The sequence below is a fragment of the Burkholderia sp. Bp9015 genome, from assembly GCF_003853505.1.
In the GTDB taxonomy this organism is placed as follows: domain Bacteria; phylum Pseudomonadota; class Gammaproteobacteria; order Burkholderiales; family Burkholderiaceae; genus Burkholderia.
On sequence record NZ_QTPZ01000050.1, the window covers coordinates 1 to 18,986 of the forward strand.

The following is an 18,986-nucleotide window of genomic DNA, read 5'->3' on the forward strand; positions in this document are numbered from 1 at the left end:
GACAACACCGCGCGGATCCTCGACGTGAAATACCACCTGCTGCTGCCGTCGGTGTCGCACGTGGGCACGATCCTCGATACCAACCACTGGGAATCGATCCTGCGGTCGGTCGAGGCAAACAACTCGTACCGCTGGGTGTACGGTGTGCAGTACAAGCCGCTGAACATCGCGGACTACCTGGTCCTGAACGGCCGCATGCCGCGCTCGCTGCGCTATTGCTACGGACGCGTCATGTCGAGTCTCAACTTGCTCGTGAAAGAACATGGCATCGCTCACGCGTGCCACGGCACCGCCGCACAGACGCTCACGATGCTTTCCGACAGTACGATCGAACGAGTCTTCAAGAACGGCCTGCACGAGTTCCTGACCGGCTTCATTCGGCGCAACCAGCGACTGGGGCTCGAAATCGCCCAGGCCTACAACTTCGATTGAGCACTGCAATGCATATCGGGATCACCCATACCCTGCGTTATGCCCTCGACGAGCCGTTGCAGCAGGTATTGCAGCGCCTTCGACTGCGACCGTCGTCGAATCCCGGTCAGACGGTCGGGCACTGGGAATTGCTTGCAAACGACATGCAGCCGGCATTGTCGTACATCGACGGATTCGGCAACCATGTCGACCTTGTGTGTCACTCAAACGACCACAAGGAGATCGTCATCGTTTCACGCGGCGAAGTGACGACGCACAACAAGGATGGGGTGCTCGGTTCTGCAGACGATCGTACGAATCCGTGGCTGTTCCTGCGCGAGTCGCCTCTCACGCGTCCCGGAGACTCGCTGATGGAGCTTGCCTCTGCCCTGAAGAGCACGCAAAACCGTCTTCTGCAACTACACGAGTTGATGGACATCGTGCACGATCGCCTTGCATCCGGGGCGGAGAATTGCGACGACGCCACCGATGCAGAAGCTGCGTGGATCAGTTCCCACGGGACCTGTCGCGATCATGCTCATGTATTCATCGCCGTGGCGCGTCGGCTCGGCATTCCCGCGCGCTTCGCTTCGGGCTATCTGATAGGCGACGACGGAATCCAGGCAATCGATCATGCGTGGGCTGAAGTCTATGTCGACCATCTCGGTTGGATCGGCTTCGATCCGGCGAACAATCTCTGTCCCGACGAACACTACGTGAAACTGGCGACTGGCATCGACGCTTGCGGCGCCGCGCCGGTCACCTGCATCCAGTCGAACTCGGGCGCTGAAACGCTGACCGCGGAGATTGCGGTCACACTGTCGGCTCGCTGAGTCGATCTTCGCTATTCAGCGAGTGAGCGACGAAGCAAATGACGTCAGAACAAGAGCCCCAGCATTGCCGCCTTGACCGCGGCCTCGGTCTTGTTGGCCGAATTCAATTTGCGCATTGCATTGACGAGGTGAAATTTCACGGTCCGCTCGTCGACAGACATGATCTTGCCAATCTCGGAGTAGGTTTTCCCCGCGGCGGACCATTGCAACGCTTCGCGCTCGCGTGCCGTCAACTCGACGGCATATTCGGGCGCAAGCTGCGCAAGCAGATGCATGCTCATCGCGCAGTTGGCGGTGTTCGCGAGCCATGACATCTGGTATCCCTTTTCCGCGAGTTCACGCTCCTCGATCGGCTCGTCCGATCGCACCATGGTCACGAGTCCGATCGCCCCGGTGCGGCTGATGGATGGCATGCACCAGCCGTGGCGCAAGCCGAAGTGCTCCGCTTCGTCCCAGAATTCGACATTTTGTGTCTGGCTGTCGGCGCGCCAGATCAGGGGTGTCAGCCGACTGAGCCCATGCCGGACCGTCGGATCGACGGCAAAATAGTTTTGGCTCACATAGCGCTCGACCCAGGTCTCCGGATAGTTGGACTGCAGCATGAACCGCGGATGACTGACCGGCAACGGAACGCGCAGACCGAACGAACAGTACTCGAATCCAAGTGCTCGCACGTCTGCCGTGAACTCCAGAAACACGTCAGCCACGGATTTTGCCCCAGCGTATCCATTCAGATACTTCTCTGTCCAGGCCTGCATATCATTACCTTTTTGGTCAATCTTGTCCCTAAAGGGGCTGTATTTCGTGGTTGGTGCGCTGATCGATTTTTTATAAATTATTCAAGGATCGTCGTCAATATTTGAAATATCGATCGGCAAACATGGTGTCGGATACTGAATTGTTATCTGGCGGCGGGTGTTGAAGTGGCGTCCAGACGCCTGCCACCTGCCCATTCGGGCAGCTTTCTTGTCTTTTCAATTTCGGGTCCAATCGCGCCTAACAATTCTGAAGATAAGAGAGAGGGCATTCGCGATGCTGACTTTATTGTCGGGAAACAGCGCTGATTTGAGTCACGAGACGATGTATCGACTTGCGAAGTTTCGGCATAAGGTCTTCATACAGGAACTCGGCTGGTCATTGCCTACGGACGATGGCATCGAATTTGACGACTTCGATCACGCGGCCCCCCTTTATGTCGTCGCTTTCGACCGCAGCGGCGAAATCGTCGGTTGCGGCCGGTTGTTGCCGACCGACGAGCCTTATCTGCTGGGTGAAGTTTTTCCGGATTTGATGGGCGGTGCTTCCCTTCCCAGTACGCGCAATGTGTGGGAACTGTCCCGCTTCGCGATGAGCATGCGGAGCGGCGAGTCGTTGACGGCGGAAGAATCGTGGCAAAACACGCGCTCCCTGATGTCCGAAATCGTCCGTGTCGCGCACGCGCATGGCGCCGACCGTCTCATTGCATTCTCCGTGCTCGGCAACGAACGGCTTCTGAAGCGCATGGGGGTCAATGTGCATCGCGCTGCGCCGCCGCAAATGATCGAAGGCAAGCCGACCTTGCCGTTCTGGATCGAGATAGATCAACAAACGCGCGCAGCGCTGAACCTCGACGCGTTGGAGTACGGCGTGCCGCTCAACATGTCGCGCAGTGCGCATGTGTCGCACGCGTTCTGACGAGCGCAGCGAATTCGCGACGCGCATCGGGAAGGTCCAGGGTCCGCCGCGAGTCGGGCGGCTCCGGCTCTCTCCTGAAGTGGCTCGGCGCAATACAGCACTACTAAAGGTGTGCCTGAAGATGAACGGCTTTAACGATGTGGGTCAGCTGGTCCTGGTCCGTGAGGGGAAGGTGAAATGACGCTTCGAGTGGTGGTAACCGGTATTGGCATTGTGTCCCCGCTGGGTTGCGGTAAGGAATTGGTGTGGCAGCGCCTGATCGGAGGCGGCTCCGGGCTTCGCCGGCTCGGTGACGACATCGTCGGTGAACTGTCCGCCAAGGTCGGCGGGACCGTACAGGGGAAGGCCGACGATCCCGACGGCGGTTTCGATCCGGAACTCTCGGTGCCGAACAAGGAACTGAGGAAGATGGACCGCTTCATCCAGATGGCGATGGTTGCGGCAGACGAGGCGCTGACGGAAGCCGGATGGGCTCCGCAAGCCGAGCATCAACGCGAGCGGACAGCGACGGTCGTGGCGTCGGGCATCGGTGGGTTTCCCGGGCTGGCGGAGGCGGTCAGGATCGGCGAGACGCGTGGCGTGCGGCGGTTGTCGCCATTCACCATTCCGTTCTTTCTCTCGAATCTGGCGGCCGGCCAGATTTCGATCAAGCATCAGTTCCGTGGGCCCCTCGGCTGTCCGGTGACGGCCTGTGCGGCGAGCGTGCAGGCGATCGGCGACGCAATGCGCATGATCCGGACCGGTGAGGCCGATGTCGTGCTGGCGGGCGGCGCAGAAGCGGCATTCGACAAGATCAGCCTGGGCGGATTCGCGGCGGCGCGAGCGTTGTCGACCGGCTTCGGCGATCAGCCGATTCGCGCTTCGCGCCCGTTCGACCGCGATCGTGACGGATTTGTCATGGGCGAGGGAGCGGCCATGCTCGTGGTCGAGTCTCTGGACCATGCCCTCGCACGCGGCGCCCGACCGATCGCGGAAATCATCGGGTACGGAACCACGGCGGACGCCTATCACATGACCGCCGGTCCCGACGACGGATCCGGCGCCATGCGGGCGATGAAGCTGGCCCTGGCGATGGGCGAAATCGCCCCGGAGCAAGTCGACTACGTCAATGCGCATGCGACATCGACGCCGGTCGGCGACGCTGGCGAAATCGAGGCGCTGAAGGCTGTCTTCGGCGTGGGCGCCGGCCCGGCGATTTCCTCGACCAAGTCGGCAACCGGGCATTTGCTCGGCGCGGCGGGCGCCATCGAAGCGGCGTTTTCCATTCTCGCACTCCGGGATGGCGTGCTGCCCGGAACGCTGAATCTCGAGAACCCCGACGAAGCCGCTGCCGGACTTGACCTGATCGGGCCTTCCGCACGGCGCGTTCCCGTCGAGATCGCACTGTCCAACGGGTTCGGGTTTGGCGGCGTCAATGCATCGGTGCTGTTTAAACGCTACCCGCCGGATAGATCGGCAGGGTCGCATTGACTGCACACCAACAGGGTTTGCGCACGCTTCTGATTTCGTAAGTATTGCGAATAGTTGGCGTTCGACGCCATGCCATGGCGCCGCCAGCGCTCCATCGGTTCGATGGTGAGTCGCGGGCCGATCCAGCCGTGCGCCAGACGTGCTGTCCGCCCCCTCAGCCTCGCGCACCACGCCTGGATCCGCCGCAGGCGCAAATGTCGGCACGCGCTCGTGCCGATCCGGTTGGCCTTGCGCAACGTCGTTGCCAAGTGGACAGGCTCCCGGCACGCCTGGAGAAGCGTGATGCCGCAGCTTGCATTGCTTTGCCCGGAACGACTCAGCATCGGAGTCTGAGTTTTAACCCGCCTCACACACGAAATTCCGGATACCTCCCATACCAAATCACCCCGGCCGCCGTGCTGGCCGTGGCCGAGCGCTCATCTGTTCGCCGTCCTGCTGGAACGGACGCCATTGGGGCAATTGGAGCGGCCCTGAAACACCGGGAATATGGCCGGCATGTGTGCAGCGAGTGTGCACACCAGCCGTCTCGCCGTCGCGCGTCGCGACAGCCGATCGCAGGTCGGCATGGCCGCGTCGGCGAGCGAATGGGACAGGAACTGAAATCAAAAAAGGCCCCGACAATGGCCGTGAAACTTGCCGGGGCTAACGAACCATGCAAATTGCATGGGACGAGGAAGTATCGCGTCCATCGTATAGCCGCCAATGATTGAGCAGCACCACCGAGTTCCGACGAATTCTCATCGGGTTCAGCCAAGATCCTGCTCAAGGAACGCGTACGTCCTCCACCGACAAGCTAAAAAAATGCCAAAGCGTTTTGACCGCTGCCCCGCTCGCCGTTTCGACGTATCAATTCGTGCGCTTGTGTTGCGGTAGGACCCACAGCATCCGACCGACCGCTTCAGCCTGATTCCGCGAGTGGGTCTTTTCATAGATCGCACGCAACTGGCTGCGAACCGTCGCAAGCGACACGCCGGCGCTCGCCGCACATTCGTCGGGCGTCTTGCCGCTGATCAACGCTTCCGCGACCGCGGCTTCGGCGCTCGACAAGCCGAACGATTGCCGCAGCTGTTGTGCGACGACGAGCGGGGCGCCGCTGCGTCGCCTGACCGTGATCAGTATCGTCGCATCGCCGAACGTGGCATGGAGCGCCTGTCCGGACAATGCCGCGATGCCGAGAAAAATCTCGTGCGCCGCGGCCAACGTGCCGGAAAGGGCAAGACTCTCGCTCTTGCGGGTCTTCGCGACGCGCGCCAGCGCCGCCTTGAGTGCCTCGTTCTGGGGCGCGCTCGTCGCGCTCAGGTGCCCGTTCTCGAGCTTGAGGCAGGTGGTGGCGCGCAGCATCGACTCGGCCGCCTGGTTGACGAACTGGACGCGCGCGTGCCGGTCGAGCGCAAAGACGGCAAGGCCCAGCTCCTCCATCAGTTCGGCGCCGAGCGTGGCGTCGCGATGCAGCACTCGTGCGTCTTGCCACAGGTTGATCGAGCGCTGCAGATGCCCGGCCATACCGGTCAGGGTCGCGCGTTCTTCTGAAGAATAGGGTGTGCGGCCGTGCGCGCGCAGTAACCCGAGCAGAATGTTGTCGCTGCCGGGGCGCGCGAAGCGAATCCCCATCAGGTAGCGAAATCCCGACGGAATCTGATAGTCCTGGAAGAACTCGCTGCGTTCGACGTCGCGCTCGGTCAGGTGATCCTGACAACAAACGAATTCGCCGAGCGGTGCGTTCTCGACGAAGCCGCGGCGCGGATCGAGCGCGCCGTAATACTGATCGTAGAGCGCGATGATCTCGTCGAATTCCGCGCGCGGCGAATAGATCGAGAATTTCGGGGCATTGCGCGCGACGTCCCAACTGAACATGTGAAATACGTCTGCGCCGAGCGATTCGGATACCCGGTGAAAAACTTCCAGAAAACCGTCCGGATGCAGCGCGGCCTCATAGAGGTCCCCGATGAGTTGGTCTCGTTGCATGTGTTCACCCCGTCGCTTCGCGATCTTCGTATTCTGATTTTGTCTGACGATATTGCTTCGAATACCGAATTTTTTTCAGGCTAACACAGGTTATTTGCATTTCATGCCCTGTTATTTCCCGATTTTCATCCACCTGAATGATGATCGAGAAAATCGTCTTTGCGAGAATCCTCGCCATTCAGCGTGCACGCGCAATGTATGTGACACGCATCAACCAGAAGGGGCTCGGGGGAAACGCAATGAAACTCACACCTGTCGTATCCGGTATTGCAGTGCTTGTCCTGTCGGCTTGTGGCGGCGGCAGCGATTCCTCCTCGCCACCCGCACCGCCCGCCGCGCAGACGGTCAGCGGGGTCGCGGCCGCCGGCGCCGCGATGCAGGCCGCCACCGTGAAACTGGTCGATGCGACCGGCAAAGCGGTCGACTGCCCGGCCGATGCGTCGACCGGCGCGTTTCAATGCACGGTGACCGGCCTGACCGCGCCTTTCGCGTTGTCCGCATACGGCAACGTCGCCGACTCGCAGGCCACGCTGATCGCACTCAGCGCCACGGCCGGCACGCAGACGATCAACATCACGCCGATCACGAACGCGATTGCCGCCACGATCGTCGGCGACAACCCGACCAAGCTGCTGGCCGACACCGGTTTGCTGCAAAGCAAGGTCACGGCCCAGGCCGTCGCCAGCACGGTGCAAGCCTATTCGTCGGCGCTGGCCGACCTGCTGGCCGCCACCGGCAATGCGGGCGTCGACCTGATTTCCGGCCCGTTGACGGCGGGCGCGCCGGGTCTCGACCGGCTGCTCGACCAGATCAAGATCAACGTCCTGCCGGATGGCGGCGTCCAGATCAGCTCGGTGGCGGGCGCGTCCAGCGATACGCCGGTGCAGCTTCAGCTCGCGCCCGGCGTCGCGCCGCAGGCGAGCGACAAGGCCAGCCTGCCGGCCGCCGCGACCATCAATGGCGCGGTGGTGTCGAACCTGCCGAGCGCCAGCGATCTGGCGGCATTGCAGAGCGCGCTCAACCAGTGCTTCGCCGGTTCGACCGGCGCTGCGCGCACGGGCGGCAGCGTATCGGCATGCGGCCGGATCTTCGTCGACGACGTCGCGTCCGGCGCGCTGAATGCAGGCGTGCCTTCCGCGTACCTCAACAACGGGATGTCGGTCGACCAGGAGTTCGGCGCGCCGGCAGGCGGCACGCCGGGCATCGTGGCCGACGATGCGATGAACAACGCGAGCTTCAGCTTGCCGGAAGTCATCCGCGTCGTTGCCAGCGACACGATGTGGGTCAAGCTCGCGTGGACGCGCAGCGACGGGATTCGCGACGGCATGCAGCAGCATGTACAGCTCGCGGTGCGGGCGGGCAGTCTCGCGAACGGCGATACCGGCTGGCGCGTGGTCGGCAATCAGCGCGCGGTGCTGAGCAAGGTCAATGCGAACGCACAGAAGTGGGACTGGCTGAATCCGGCCAATCCGTCGACGGGGACCAACGCGTTCGTCGATTCGCTCAACCTGCAGGTGGGTGCCGTCGACGCGGCCGGCACCGCGGTGGACTTCGCGATCGTCAACGGCCCCGGCTTGCGCAACGGCGTGTTTCTCCAGCCGTCGAGCGGGACCTGCGACACGCTGAACATCCGCGCGCAGATCGCAAGCGGGCAGACGCCGGCGCAACTCGCCGCACTGGCGAAGAACCCGCAGTGCCGCAACAACTTCCGTCTGGCCGGCGTCGCGCAGGATCCGGCCAACCAGGGCCTGTTCACGTGGCCCGGCGACGCGCCGCGCAACAATACCGCATGGGCGAAGCCGCAACTGAGCACCGCGGAGCTGGCCGACATCAAGCCGTTCAGCGCCTATACGATCGACATCTACCAGAACGGCAACACGTCGACGCCGGCCCGGCACTACACGGTCCGGCTGCGTACGCCGTCGCCGTCGCCCGACGCGCTGCGCCAGTACGCGTGGCACGATCTGGCGCAGTCCACGCGCGACAAGCTGACGCCGGGCTCCGCCAACACGTTCGCGGGCGGCGCGACCTTCCCGCTGGGCTGGACGTCGAAATCGGGTCTGCCGTTCGTCAAACGCGGCAACGTGCAGATTCGCGCAACCGCGGCCGGGCAGCCGGCGGCGACGTTCGTCAACGGTTCGGCATCGGCGTCGCCGGTCCAGCCGGGCGCCTCGGTCACGCTCAACGTGCCGGGCGACCAGGGCGTCGCGTTCCCGTCGGTGGCCGGCTGGACGGGCAGCGCGGACTTCTCGTTCGTGAACTTGAGCTGGTCCGATCCGGTCGACACGCTCTTCACCGAGGCCTTCGAGTACGACCGGTAACAGGCAGCCGGGTGAATGCGTCCGGCGAGCGCATGGCCGGCGGGGCGATTCGTCGTCCCGTCGGCGGGCAACGATCGACCTGGCCGAGCGCGACGTGTTTTCGTTCGACGGAGAACGCCGCGACCGGATCGTGGGCGGCGTGCCGGCGAGAATCGGTTCGGCCTGACGCGCGGCGGCGGCGCCGACAACCGACAGGCTGCCGATCGTGTCAAATCGAACCGGACGAGATACTGCGTGACGACGGATGCCGCCGATCATGCTCGCCCGTTACGTTCCTGCACCGGGCGGCACCGGGCCGGCCGGCTTTGCAGCGCTCGCGGCTTCCATCACGCGCAGCACCGGCCGGCCGCCGACATCCTTCAGCGGGAAATACGAGCGATGCGTGCCCGGATCGACAGCGACGACGTGCGCGTTCGGCCCGAGCCGGCCTTCGCCGATCTTGGCAACGCTCCGGCCCCGGACGCTGAACATCGAAACGATGCCGGCTTCACCCGCAACATAGAGCACGTCCGACGCCGAATCGAACGCCAGCACATCCGGGCCGCCGCCGAGGTCGAACGTGCGGACGATGCGCCGTGCGCGCATATCGAAGACGAGGAGCGCGTCGTTGTCCTCGCACGCGATGAAGGCGAGGCCGGCGCGCGGCTCGATCAGCAACCCGTGATTGCCTTTCGCACCCGGCAAGTCGAACCGGTCGACGACACGGTCCGTCGCCGGATCGATTTCGACGAGCTGGCGCCGCGTCTGAACGTTCACGAAGATGTGTCGGGAAACCGGGTCGTACTGCGTGTTGCCGGCCTCGCCGTCGAGCGGGATCGTCGCGACGCGCCGGTTGCTGCGGACATCGATGACCGTCTCCGTTTTTCCGTATTCGTCGGATACGTACAGCTTGTGCAGGTCGGCCGCATAGGCCATGCCGTCGGGATAATGCCCGCCCGGCATGCGTGCGACGATTTTCAGCGTCGCGGCGTCGATCGCGACGATCTCGTCGGAGCCGGTCGCAGACGCGTAGATGCGCGACAGCGCCGGCACGGCAAGCACGCCATGTACCGACGATACGTCCGCGATCCGGGCGGTCACGCGCGATGCATGCGTATCGAAAGCGATCACTTCGCCGTCGCCGAGGTGAGCGATGAAGAGCAGGTTGCGGCTCGGGTCCAGGCTTGCGTAGTCGAGTCGTGTCGCGCGGCCCGGCAACGCGATGTCCGCGACATGCTTCAGCGGCAGGGCGCCGGTCGAGGCGCCTTCGCCCGCGGCGAAGACCCGGTGAATCGGCAGGCCCGACGTGCCGAGCCCGCCTAATAGCGCGACGAGCAGCGGCAGGCCGTAGCGCCAGCGTCCAGGATCCTTCATGATTGCCTCCCGCGACGGCCGCCACCGCATTGGCACGGCGGCGGCATCGCTTTGCATGGTTCCCCCGCTCGTCTGCTGTTCGACCGTGGCCGCGATTACCGTGCCCGGCCGTCGTCCGGTTCGACGTGGCGAAACGCTGCCAGCAGCGAAAGGTCGTACGCGATCTTCAGCGCGCCGCATGCGACCAGCGGCGCACCGAGCCAGCCGAGGCCGAACAGGCCGCCGGCCAAGGTCGGCGCGACAGCGGCCGCGAGGCTGCGCGGGACGGATGTAAAGCTGGCCGCTGCCGGTCGCTCCGCTGGCGTGACGACCGCCATCACATAGGCGGTTCGGGTCGGGACATCCATTTGCGACAGCGCGCTTCGCATCAGCAACAGTGTCAACGTCAGCGGCAACGACGGCGCGAGCGCGGCGCCGATCAGGCAGACGCTCGACGGAATATGCGTGAACACCATCGTGTTCAGCAGGCCGATCCTGCGCGACAGCGGCGCGGCCGCGAGCTGCGAGCCGGCCGAGAGCAGGCCCGCCCAGAAGAAGAACTGGCCGGCCGCGGCGATCGAGAGCCCGAAGCGCTGCATCAACCACAGCGACAGCAGCGAGTTGACGACGAGACCGCCCGCGAATGCGTCGACGCTGAACAGCATCGCCAGCCGCACGACGATCGGGCGTGACGGGCCGAGCGGCGGCGCTGCCTGCGCCGCGCGAACTGCCTGGCGCGGCAGCCGCCGATACAGCATGCAGACGACGACACCGGTGGCCGCATAGACCAGAAACATGCCGCGCATCGCGCCCAGCGTCGAGATTCCGGTATGTGACGCAACCGCGATCGGCAGGCCGGCCGCGAGGGATCCGAGCGCTGCCGATACGGCGCCGACGAGGCTGTAGCGGGCGAACAGCGCCGTGCGAGCGTCGCCGTCGGCGGCTTGCGCCAGGCGCGACTGTTCGAGCGGCAGAAACAGGCTGACGTCGCCGGAACTCGGATTGAGCGTGCCGGCGAAGGCGATGACGAACAGCGGCCACAATGTGGAGACGCTCGCGAAGCCGATGCCCGTCGCCGCCATCAATGCCGCCGCGAGCGTCAGCATGCGGCGCTGCGTGAAGCGGCTCGCGAGCATGCCGACCGCGATCGTCGCGATGGCGGAACCCGTCAACGTCGTGGTACCGATCAGGCCGACATCCAGTTGCGACAGCCCGAGCGACAGCAGATACGCGGGCAGGAGCACGGCAATGAATCCATCGCAGAAACCGCGCATGCCGCGGCTGGCGAGGATGAGCCATGCGGCCTTGTCCGCGCCCGCCGGCAGCATCCGGCTGGCGAGCGTCGACGCGCGGCGGCTGCTAGGGACGTGCATCACGCCGGCACCACGCGTAGAGCGCGTCGTACATCACCATGCCGTGCCGCAGTTGCTCGTGATCGTCGGCGAAGTGTCCGGACAGGCCGATCGAGATCGCGTACAGCCCGGCCGATTCCGGCGCGAGATCGAGCCGTCCGGTATCGGCGCCGCGCACGATCGCGGCGAGCTTGAGCAGCGCCGGGGCGTCGAGCCGGTAGCGGTCGAGAAACGCATCGAAGCTGCAGCGTTCACCATGGTGGCCAAGCTCGACGCCCGGCACGTCGTAGGGCACCGCGCCCGTTTCGTCCGCCAGTCGCAGGACGTCCGGACCCGGGACGTAGAGAAATTCCGGCGCATCGTCGATGAACCGCGCAATCAGCCACGGACATGCGATGCGGTCGACCTTCGGCCGTTCGCGCGTAATCCATTTCACGGCACGCCTCCTGTATGGCGGACGAACGTCGTCCGATGCGTCACGGCCGCCTCCCGGCAATGCGGCTCAATGATGGAGCAGCGGGTAGGCCACGAGCCCGACGAGCGCGGCAGCCGTGACGACGACCGGCTCCTGCAACTTCTTGAAACGCCACAACAGCAGCACGGTCGCGACCGCGAGCAGCGCGGTCGGCAGGTCGACGATCGAGCGTTTCGCGATGACGAGGACGGAGCCGGTGATCGCCCCGACGGCTGCGGCGGTGATGCCGTCGACGAACGCCTTGACGCCCGGACGGTGCCCGTACTTCTTCACGTAAGGTGCGGGGATGACCGTGAACAGATAGCAAGGCAGGAACGTGCCGAGTGCGGCGACGAGTGCGCCCGGGAAGCCCGCCACGAGATACCCGATGAAGCCGACCGTGATCACGACCGGGCCGGGCGTGATCATCGCGACCGCCACGGCATCCACGAACTGCTTGTCGTTCAGCCAGTGATGTTCGGTGACGACGCCGCCATAAAGGAACGGCACGATCGCCAGCCCGGAGCCGAACACGAACGCGCCGGCCTTCATGAAGAACGCGCCGATCTGAACGAGCTGCGGCAGGTCGATGCCGCTCAATATTCCGCTGGCTGCCGGCAGGTTGGCGGCAGCAACCGCGTTCAGCCCGCCGCGCTGCAGCCACTTGGGCGGGGCACGCCACAGCCAGCCGACCAGGCCCGCGACCACGAACAGCCACGCGATTTCCGATTCCGTGATGAAGGTCACGGCGGCAAGCGTGACGAAGATCGCCCAGAGCAGCTTGTCGTGGCCGACGGTTTTCGTCGTGAGCTTGTAGGCGCTCATCGCGATGATGCCGACCACCGCGGCGCCGACGCCGTAGAAGACGGCCTGCATCCAGGACAGCCCGCCGAAATGTGAGTACGCGAAGCCGAGCGCGACCACCATCAGGAACGACGGCAGCACGAACGCGAAGCCGACGAGCGTCGCGCCGAGCAGGCGGTAGTGCACGAAGCCCAGATAGATCGCGAGCTGGGCCGCCATCGGCCCCGGTGCGAGCTGGGCCAGCGTGAGCCCTTCCTTGTAGTCGGCTTCCGTGATCCAGCCGCGACGTTCGACCAGGTCGCGACGCATGTAGCCTGCGAGCGCGACCGGCCCGCCGAAGCCGAACGTGCCGAGACGCAGCATGTAGGCGACCAGCTGGCCAAGTGAGTAGGTCGGTTCGGTGGTGGCGATGGAGGTGGTCATGATCTGGCCGCGGTTTGGTTTTTGCCGTTCGACGTGAAGTGTGCGTACAGGGCGTCGAGCACGGCGCCCATCTGCTCGAGCAACCGGTCGTCGTTCTCTGCCTGCTGGCGCGTGCCGGCCATCACGGCCTCGAAGCCGATCGCTTCGGGCGCCGTGGGGCCGCCCACGTCGAGCGCATGCACGATGTCGCCGAGCCGCATCAGCGCGGGGTCGTTGTCGAGCCCGAAACTCGCCAGCAGCACCTCGAACGTCACGCGCTCGCCGACATGCGTAAACGTCGCGCCGTCGAAATCGAAGCCCAGCGCGTCGGCCGGGCAATCCGCCGGCGACGCGAGCCAGACGAAGCGGGCGCGTGCGTCGATGAAGCGGCGGATCAGCCAGGCACTGGCGACGCGATCGATCCACATTCGCTGCCGCGTCGCCCAGGTGCGGCCCTGAAATTCGCCGATCGCCAGCGGCCGGATCGCGCGGTCCGCGGCGTGCGGTTCGCCCGGCGACAGCACGGTGTCGACCAGCGCGACGAAATCCTGCAGCGCGACTTCGGCGCGGGTGGCCGAGTCGCCCGGGAAATAGTCGATCGCACGGATGGCGTCGAAATCCTTGCGCATGCGGCGCAGCAAGCGCGTCAGTTCCGAGGCCGACTGTCCGGCGAGGGTCTTGCGGGCGTCCGCAAGGGCCTGGATAAAGGCGGCGTCGTCTTCCCCGCGATCGAAGAGCGCGCGGAATTCCCGCTCCTGCGACGCATCGAGACTCGGCGCGCGCAACAGGTGAGCGCTGCCGCCGCTGTCGGCAATCGCGTCCGCGAGCTCGCGCAGCATCCGTTCATGCGCTTCCGAGTGGGGCAGCAGGTAGACGCCGTCGCGCAGCACCGCGCAGCCTTTTGCCTTGAGCGCGCGCCAGAACCGCATGCGAGCCGTCGCGTTCTGCGTGGGAAGGGTCAGCACGAGGAGCGACCATGTCGTGAGTGAATTCATGTAGCAAATGCTACTCATACGTTACGAGTTCTACAAGTTAACTTTGGCGGCGGCTGCGGTGACTGGCGGCCGGGCGGCCTGCGAGGCGCGCGTCATTCGTCTGGTTTTTCCGGAAAATACCCCTCCCCCTATATGGAAACGCGATTTGATATATAGTCCCCCCCGGTATATGAAGGGACCACCATGAGCCACACCATCCAGGAAAAGCAGAAGCTGCTGAACCGTGTCCGCCGGATCAAAGGACAGGTCGAAGCGATCGAACGCGCGCTCGAGGACGAGCGCGGTTGCAACGAAATCCTCCGCCTCATCACGAGCGGTCGCGGCGCAATGAACGGCCTGCTCGCGGTCGTGCTCGAGGATCACATCCGCAGCCATCTGGTCGACGCCGAAGGTCACGACGACGAAGGCAGCGCGACCGAACAGCTGATCGAAGTCGTGCACAGCTACTTCAAGTAACCGGAGGCGGAATGAACAGCTTCAGCAACGACGCATTCGGCGCAGGGCACGACCACATCTTTCTCGGCGCCGCGCACGAGCAGAACGAACGCCGGACCTGGATGGTCATCGCGCTGTGCGCGGCGATGATGGTGGCGGAGATCGTCGGCGGGTCACTGTTCGGTTCGCTGGCACTGATCGCGGACGGCCTGCACATGTCGACGCACGCGGGCGCGATGCTGATCGCCGCGCTCGCCTATACCTATGCGCGCAAGCATGCGCGCGACCCGCGCTTCGTGTTCGGCACGGGCAAGCTCGGCGATCTCGCGGGTTTCACGAGCGCGATCGTGCTCGCGATGATCGCGCTGCTGATCGGGTACGAGGCGGTCGCACGCCTGCTCGCACCGGTCCCGATTCATTTCGGCGAGGCGATTCCGATCGCGGTTGCCGGCTTGCTCGTCAACATCGCGAGCGTGTGGCTGCTGAGCGGCGACCATCATGGCCACGGTCATGGTCATCATCACGGGCATCATCACGGGCATGGTCATGACGATCACGACGATCACGCGCACGACCACGAAGCGGAAGCGCGCCAGATCTTCGATCGGCAGGGCGTATTCGTCGTGTCGGTGTTCGAGGAAGGCGTCCCGCCGGTGTTCCGCGTCGCGCCTGCGACGCACGAGACGAAGCTCGTCGATGCGAGCGCGGTGTCGGTGACGACGATCCGCCCGGACGGCAGCCGTCAGGCGTTCGCGATGCAAAGTCGCGGCGGCTATCTGGAGTCGACCGAAGCCATTCCCGAGCCGCATGAATTCAACGCGATCGTCCGGCTGAACGGCCGCGAGCACGAACTGGCGTTCGAGGAGCACGACCACGGCACGTCCGCGGCGGCGGCGCGCGATCACAACATCCGCTCCGCGTACATCCACGTGATCGCCGACGCGGCCGTGTCCGTCCTGACGATCGTCGGGCTGCTGCTCGCGCGGGCGTTCGGCTGGGTCTGGATGGATCCGCTGGCCGGCATCATCGGCGCGCTGGTGATCGCGAACTGGTCGTACGGCCTGATGCGCGATACGGGCGGGATCCTGCTCGACATGAATTCGGATCGCCGCCTGACGGACAACGTGCGCGGTGCGATCGAAGGCACGGGCGACCGGGTCGGCGACCTGCATGTGTGGCGGCTCGGGCCGGGACACATGAGCGCGGTCGTGTCGGTGGTGACGGACGATCCGAAGCGCGATGCGCGCTTCTATCACGGCGTGCTGCAGCGGTTCAGGAACCTGTCGCACGTGACCGTCGAAGTCGTGCCCGCGACGCGAGGGCGATGAGCATGGCGGTCAAGTCCCCTTGCGTCGACGTGTGTTCGTTCGACGGTCGCACCGGCTATTGCGTGGCATGCCTGCGAACGCGCGACGAAGCGCGCGACTGGAAGAAGATGACGGATCACCGGCGCCATCAGATCGTGAACGACCGCGCGCGGCGGCATGCGAAGCTGACGCGGGCTTGAGGTCGAGGTATGCGCGAAGTCGCGCGTACGGCTGCAGCAGATCGAACGCGCGGCGGACGGGACGAAGGATCGGGGCGATGCGCGTGCCGACCGCGTCGCTTGCATCAACCGGTCCCGCCACGCCGGTGCATGCCCGACGAACACGTTCACCGGACGATGTGCGTCGTCCGCGTGCCGTCACGCGGATCAGGACGCTCGTGATCCGGTATTGCCGAGGCGGCGGTCGGTGACGGTCGTCGATCCGCCCGGCACGCCTCGTCGGGACTGCGCCGCTTCTACATCTCGTATCGCAACGTCGCCATGACGCTGCGCGGCGCCCCCGGCATGTTGAGGTTCGGGTTCGAGCCGTGGGCCGACACGATGTAGCCCTTGTTGAACAGGTTGTAGAGGTTCAACTGGAGCGACATCGGCCCGTGCGCATACCAGGCCATCATGTCGGCCGTCACGTAACCCGGCAGCGTCACCGTGTTCTGCGGATCGGCCATGCGCGCGCCGACGAGGTTCAGGCCGCCGCCAACGCCGAAGCCGCTGCCGAGATTCTTGGTGAGCCACAGGTTGCCGGAGTGGCGCGGGGTCAGGGTGGCGCGCTTGCCCTGCAACGCGGCCGTCGACTGGGTGACGGTGGCATCGAGGTAGGCATAGCCCGCGAGCACGCGCCAGCCGTGGCCGAGTTCCGCAGCCCCGCTGAGTTCCACGCCGTCGGTCCGCTGCTCGCCGATCGGAATCAGCGCCGTGTTGCTTGCATTGGCGACCTTGATGTTGCTGCGGTCGAGCCGGAACACCGAGATCGTCGTGGTGGCCTTGCCGCCGAGCCAGTCGTACTTCGCGCCGATCTCGGTGTTGGTCGTGGTTTCCGGAGCGAGTTCGGCATTGTTGGCCGCCAGCGAGAACGCTTCGCCGGAAGGCTGGAACGAGCGGCTCCACGACACGTAGTACGACTGCGTTCGGGTGGGCTGCCAGACGAGACCCACGCGCGGGCTCCACGCCGTATCGGTGCGCGACAGGCCCGGCTGCTTCGGACGGCGGTCGAGCGTCTCCTGCTCGAAGCGATCGTAGCGGATGCCGAGCAGCGCCTTCCACTGCTCGTTCAAGCTGATCAGGTCCTGCGTGTAGAACCCGAGGGTCTTGAAGATGCCGAGGTTGTTGGCCGTCGGCGTGGTCGACGTGTGCAGCGGCAGCGTCGGAAGGGCGGGCGCGAACAGGTCGAAATTCATCGGCTTGCCGTTCGCGCCGGTGACGGGCGCCGAGTAGCTGACGAGATCCTTGTTCTGCTGGCCGAATTCCATCCCGTACAGCAACTCGTGCTTCATGCCGAACAGCGTGGCCTTCTGCGTGAGATCGGTCTGGTTGAACCAGCCGTGTTCCTCGCGATAGACGTTGCCGTGATTCAGCGTGAACGTCCGGGCCGCCTCGTTGACGCTGCCGACCAGCGTGTTGTTCCGGTCGAGCGAGTAGTGATAGTAGCGGGTGGCGTTCCGGATCGACCATTGGTCGTTGAACTCGTGCTTGATCGTCGCGGTACTCGAATAGACCCGCGATCGCGTATAGTCCACGTCGCCGGCGTTCGCCGCGCCGTAATACGCGGATGCCGGCACGTCGACCGGTCGTCCGTGATAGGCCGGAATGCCGAAGTCCGTCACGCGACGATCTTCGAGGTAGTCCGCCTGCAGCAGGACCGTCGTCTTCGGCGCGATGCGAAACTCGAACGACGGCGCGACCGCCGTGCGATTCAGGAACTGTTGCGAGCGATAGCTCTTCGCTTCCTCGTGTGCCCCGGTGATCCGGAAGGCGGCCGCGCCGTTCGCGAGGACGCGCCCGACGTCGGCTTCAACTCGGCGATCGGCCCACGAACCGTAGCTGATCCCGAAGTTGGTCACGTCGACCCCGGGTTTTTTCGTCACGCGATTGATCAGTCCACCTGACGATCCGCGGCCGTAAAGAACGGCAGCCGGGCCCTTGACCACTTCCACCCGGTCGACGTTCGAGAGATCCCGGAAATACAGGGCATCGTCGCGAATGCCGTCGACGAACTGGTCGGCAATCGCGGAGAAGCCGCGAATGGTGACCTGGTCGCGCTGGCCGTCGCCGGTCGAGAACCCGACGCCCGCGACGTTCTTCAGCACGTCCTGCAGCGAGTTCGCATGCTGGTCGCGCATCACTTCGGCCGTGACCACGTTCACCGTCTGCGGGATATCGCGCAGCGGCGCGTCGATCCTGGTGGCGCTGACCGCGTTCGTCGGGTTGTAGCCTTCCCCCGGATCGCGGAGCGCGCTGGCGCTCACCGATACGGCCGGCAACACGTCGGTGGCCGTGCCGGTCGGCGCACTTGCGTTTTCCTGTGCGAAGGCCGCGCCGACCATGATCGGCTGGCACGCGATGGCGGCCAGAATGGCCCGTCGCGCCGGGTGCAACATGTGTTTCATTTCCCAACCTGCCATGTGTAATGATTCGTAATCTCGAAACGCGACGCATTATCATTTGAAAGGAAGTAAGGGTCAACAAGTGTTGCGCGATAACCGGGATTCTTGTTTTTGTCTGATGTTTGCTGACGCCGAAGGATGCGTTCGTGCCGGATCCGGACGAGCACGGCGTGCGGCCAGGCAATGACGGCGAGTGAAGCGCCAGCGGGGCGCGTCGCGCGGGGAGGTTCGTCGGGATTGATCCGGCACGGTCATTGAACCGTTCGGTGTTGCGAGTCTGTCGATCCGACTACGAGGTGGTGACCGGCGGGGCGGCGCGCGTGCCGGTCTGGCATGGCGCGCTGTATCCTGAAATCTTCCGGCGGCCGTGGCATCTCGTCACGGTCGGTGTCACGAAGCGGTCGGATACTGCCGGCGTGCGCGGCCTGACGGAACGGGCAGCGGCCGCGCCGCGTGTCGAGGTGGCGGACGGCCGGGCAATCGGCACAGTCACGCGAGTCCTGCCGCGCGGTGTGCCGATTACCGGCGCTGACGTGTTCCCGCGCCGCGGCGCGCCTGTCCTGTCGGGACAGGGAACCCCGTGGCAAGTCGCACCGCCCGCAACCTCGATG

16 protein-coding genes are annotated in these 18,986 nt (G+C 64.9%); 8 read left to right on the forward strand and 8 right to left on the reverse strand.

Annotated elements, in window-relative coordinates; genetic code table 11:
* Positions 1 to 432 (forward strand): alpha-E domain-containing protein (locus DIE12_RS34300; protein WP_148092729.1); only part of this gene is annotated, 432 nt, incomplete at its 5' end.
* A gap of 8 nt (positions 433 to 440) precedes the next feature.
* Entirely contained in the window at positions 441 to 1,244 is an 804-nt protein-coding gene (locus DIE12_RS34305; protein ID WP_124487140.1) for a transglutaminase family protein, read from the forward strand.
* A 44-nt stretch (positions 1,245 to 1,288) separates the two neighbouring features.
* Here DIE12_RS34305 and DIE12_RS34310 read toward each other — a convergent pair whose 3' ends face one another.
* Entirely contained in the window at positions 1,289 to 1,951 is a 663-nt protein-coding gene (locus DIE12_RS34310) for a LuxR family transcriptional regulator (RefSeq protein ID WP_260427288.1), read from the reverse strand.
* A 325-nt stretch (positions 1,952 to 2,276) separates the two neighbouring features.
* Here DIE12_RS34310 and DIE12_RS34315 point away from each other — a divergent pair, with 325 nt between their 5' ends.
* The gene (locus DIE12_RS34315) at positions 2,277 to 2,918 is read left to right on the forward strand and encodes an acyl-homoserine-lactone synthase (RefSeq protein ID WP_124487138.1); all 642 of its coding nucleotides are present in this window, start codon (positions 2,277 to 2,279) and stop codon (positions 2,916 to 2,918) included.
* Between the two features lie 177 nt (positions 2,919 to 3,095).
* On the forward strand, positions 3,096 to 4,388 hold the full coding sequence (gene fabF, locus DIE12_RS34320) for a beta-ketoacyl-ACP synthase II (protein ID WP_124523744.1): 1,293 nt from the start codon (positions 3,096 to 3,098) through the stop codon (positions 4,386 to 4,388).
* 846 nt (positions 4,389 to 5,234) lie between these two features.
* Here the strand turns inward: fabF and DIE12_RS34330 are convergent.
* Positions 5,235 to 6,353, reverse strand: a complete 1,119-nt coding sequence (locus DIE12_RS34330; protein ID WP_124487136.1) for a helix-turn-helix transcriptional regulator — start codon at positions 6,351 to 6,353, stop codon at positions 5,235 to 5,237.
* Positions 6,354 to 6,592: 239 nt separating this feature from the next.
* On the opposite strand from DIE12_RS34330, the gene DIE12_RS34335 reads away from it, so the two are divergent.
* On the forward strand, positions 6,593 to 8,674 hold the full coding sequence (locus tag DIE12_RS34335) for a hypothetical protein (RefSeq protein ID WP_124487135.1): 2,082 nt from the start codon (positions 6,593 to 6,595) through the stop codon (positions 8,672 to 8,674).
* 267 nt (positions 8,675 to 8,941) lie between these two features.
* On the opposite strand, the gene DIE12_RS34345 is transcribed toward DIE12_RS34335, so the two are convergent.
* The 5 genes from DIE12_RS34345 to DIE12_RS34365 all read right to left on the reverse strand — a co-directional run bounded on the left by DIE12_RS34345 (position 8,942) and on the right by DIE12_RS34365 (position 14,013).
* Positions 8,942 to 10,027: a YncE family protein gene (locus DIE12_RS34345; RefSeq protein ID WP_124487134.1), complete on the reverse strand. Its 1,086-nt coding sequence runs from the start codon at positions 10,025 to 10,027 to the stop codon at positions 8,942 to 8,944.
* Positions 10,028 to 10,122: 95 nt separating this feature from the next.
* Positions 10,123 to 11,379 carry an MFS transporter gene (locus tag DIE12_RS34350; protein ID WP_124487133.1) on the reverse strand — a complete coding sequence of 419 codons (1,257 nt, stop codon included), beginning with the start codon at positions 11,377 to 11,379 and terminating at the stop codon, positions 10,123 to 10,125.
* Complete coding sequence (locus tag DIE12_RS34355) at positions 11,366 to 11,794, reverse strand: chromate resistance protein ChrB domain-containing protein (RefSeq protein ID WP_044847518.1); 429 nt, start codon at positions 11,792 to 11,794, stop codon at positions 11,366 to 11,368. The genes DIE12_RS34350 and DIE12_RS34355 overlap by 14 nt, the downstream gene beginning before the upstream one ends.
* Positions 11,795 to 11,860: 66 nt before the next feature.
* Complete coding sequence (locus tag DIE12_RS34360; RefSeq protein WP_044847517.1) at positions 11,861 to 13,039, reverse strand: chromate transporter; 1,179 nt, start codon at positions 13,037 to 13,039, stop codon at positions 11,861 to 11,863.
* Positions 13,036 to 14,013, reverse strand: coding sequence for a chromate resistance protein ChrB domain-containing protein (locus DIE12_RS34365; RefSeq protein ID WP_185641038.1), 978 nt, complete (start codon positions 14,011 to 14,013; stop codon positions 13,036 to 13,038). Before DIE12_RS34365 ends, DIE12_RS34360 begins: the two co-directional genes overlap by 4 nt.
* A gap of 183 nt (positions 14,014 to 14,196) precedes the next feature.
* Here DIE12_RS34365 and DIE12_RS34370 point away from each other — a divergent pair, with 183 nt between their 5' ends.
* The 3 genes from DIE12_RS34370 to DIE12_RS34380 are packed head-to-tail and all read left to right on the forward strand — an operon-like array spanning position 14,197 to position 15,955.
* Positions 14,197 to 14,469: a metal/formaldehyde-sensitive transcriptional repressor gene (locus tag DIE12_RS34370; protein ID WP_044847515.1), complete on the forward strand. Its 273-nt coding sequence runs from the start codon at positions 14,197 to 14,199 to the stop codon at positions 14,467 to 14,469.
* Positions 14,470 to 14,480: 11 nt separating this feature from the next.
* Positions 14,481 to 15,776 carry a CDF family Co(II)/Ni(II) efflux transporter DmeF gene (gene dmeF, locus DIE12_RS34375; protein WP_124487131.1) on the forward strand — a complete coding sequence of 432 codons (1,296 nt, stop codon included), beginning with the start codon at positions 14,481 to 14,483 and terminating at the stop codon, positions 15,774 to 15,776.
* Between the two features lie 2 nt (positions 15,777 to 15,778).
* Positions 15,779 to 15,955 carry a DUF1289 domain-containing protein gene (locus tag DIE12_RS34380; RefSeq protein ID WP_185500436.1) on the forward strand — a complete coding sequence of 59 codons (177 nt, stop codon included), beginning with the start codon at positions 15,779 to 15,781 and terminating at the stop codon, positions 15,953 to 15,955.
* Positions 15,956 to 16,230: 275 nt separating this feature from the next.
* Here the strand turns inward: DIE12_RS34380 and DIE12_RS34385 are convergent, their stop codons facing one another.
* On the reverse strand, positions 16,231 to 18,378 hold the full coding sequence (locus DIE12_RS34385; RefSeq protein WP_185641039.1) for a TonB-dependent siderophore receptor: 2,148 nt from the start codon (positions 18,376 to 18,378) through the stop codon (positions 16,231 to 16,233).
* Between the last annotated feature and the right edge of the window lie 608 nt (positions 18,379 to 18,986).

What these genes read in the sequence shown, in the direction of transcription:
- DIE12_RS34370 (WP_044847515.1), top strand. Translation starts at nt 14,197, where the DNA reads ATGAGCCACACCATCCAGGAAAAGCAGAAGCTGCTGAACCGTGTCCGC.
- dmeF (WP_124487131.1), top strand. Translation starts at nt 14,481, where the DNA reads ATGAACAGCTTCAGCAACGACGCATTCGGCGCAGGGCACGACCACATC.
- DIE12_RS34335 (WP_124487135.1), top strand. Translation starts at nt 6,593, where the DNA reads ATGAAACTCACACCTGTCGTATCCGGTATTGCAGTGCTTGTCCTGTCG.
- DIE12_RS34330 (WP_124487136.1), bottom strand. Translation starts at nt 6,353, where the DNA reads ATGCAACGAGACCAACTCATCGGGGACCTCTATGAGGCCGCGCTGCAT.
- fabF (WP_124523744.1), top strand. Translation starts at nt 3,096, where the DNA reads ATGACGCTTCGAGTGGTGGTAACCGGTATTGGCATTGTGTCCCCGCTG.
- DIE12_RS34360 (WP_044847517.1), bottom strand. Translation starts at nt 13,039, where the DNA reads ATGACCACCTCCATCGCCACCACCGAACCGACCTACTCACTTGGCCAG.
- DIE12_RS34365 (WP_185641038.1), bottom strand. Translation starts at nt 14,013, where the DNA reads ATGAATTCACTCACGACATGGTCGCTCCTCGTGCTGACCCTTCCCACG.
- DIE12_RS34385 (WP_185641039.1), bottom strand. Translation starts at nt 18,378, where the DNA reads ATGAAACACATGTTGCACCCGGCGCGACGGGCCATTCTGGCCGCCATC.
- DIE12_RS34305 (WP_124487140.1), top strand. Translation starts at nt 441, where the DNA reads ATGCATATCGGGATCACCCATACCCTGCGTTATGCCCTCGACGAGCCG.
- DIE12_RS34350 (WP_124487133.1), bottom strand. Translation starts at nt 11,379, where the DNA reads ATGCACGTCCCTAGCAGCCGCCGCGCGTCGACGCTCGCCAGCCGGATG.
- DIE12_RS34380 (WP_185500436.1), top strand. Translation starts at nt 15,779, where the DNA reads ATGGCGGTCAAGTCCCCTTGCGTCGACGTGTGTTCGTTCGACGGTCGC.
- DIE12_RS34345 (WP_124487134.1), bottom strand. Translation starts at nt 10,027, where the DNA reads ATGAAGGATCCTGGACGCTGGCGCTACGGCCTGCCGCTGCTCGTCGCG.
- DIE12_RS34315 (WP_124487138.1), top strand. Translation starts at nt 2,277, where the DNA reads ATGCTGACTTTATTGTCGGGAAACAGCGCTGATTTGAGTCACGAGACG.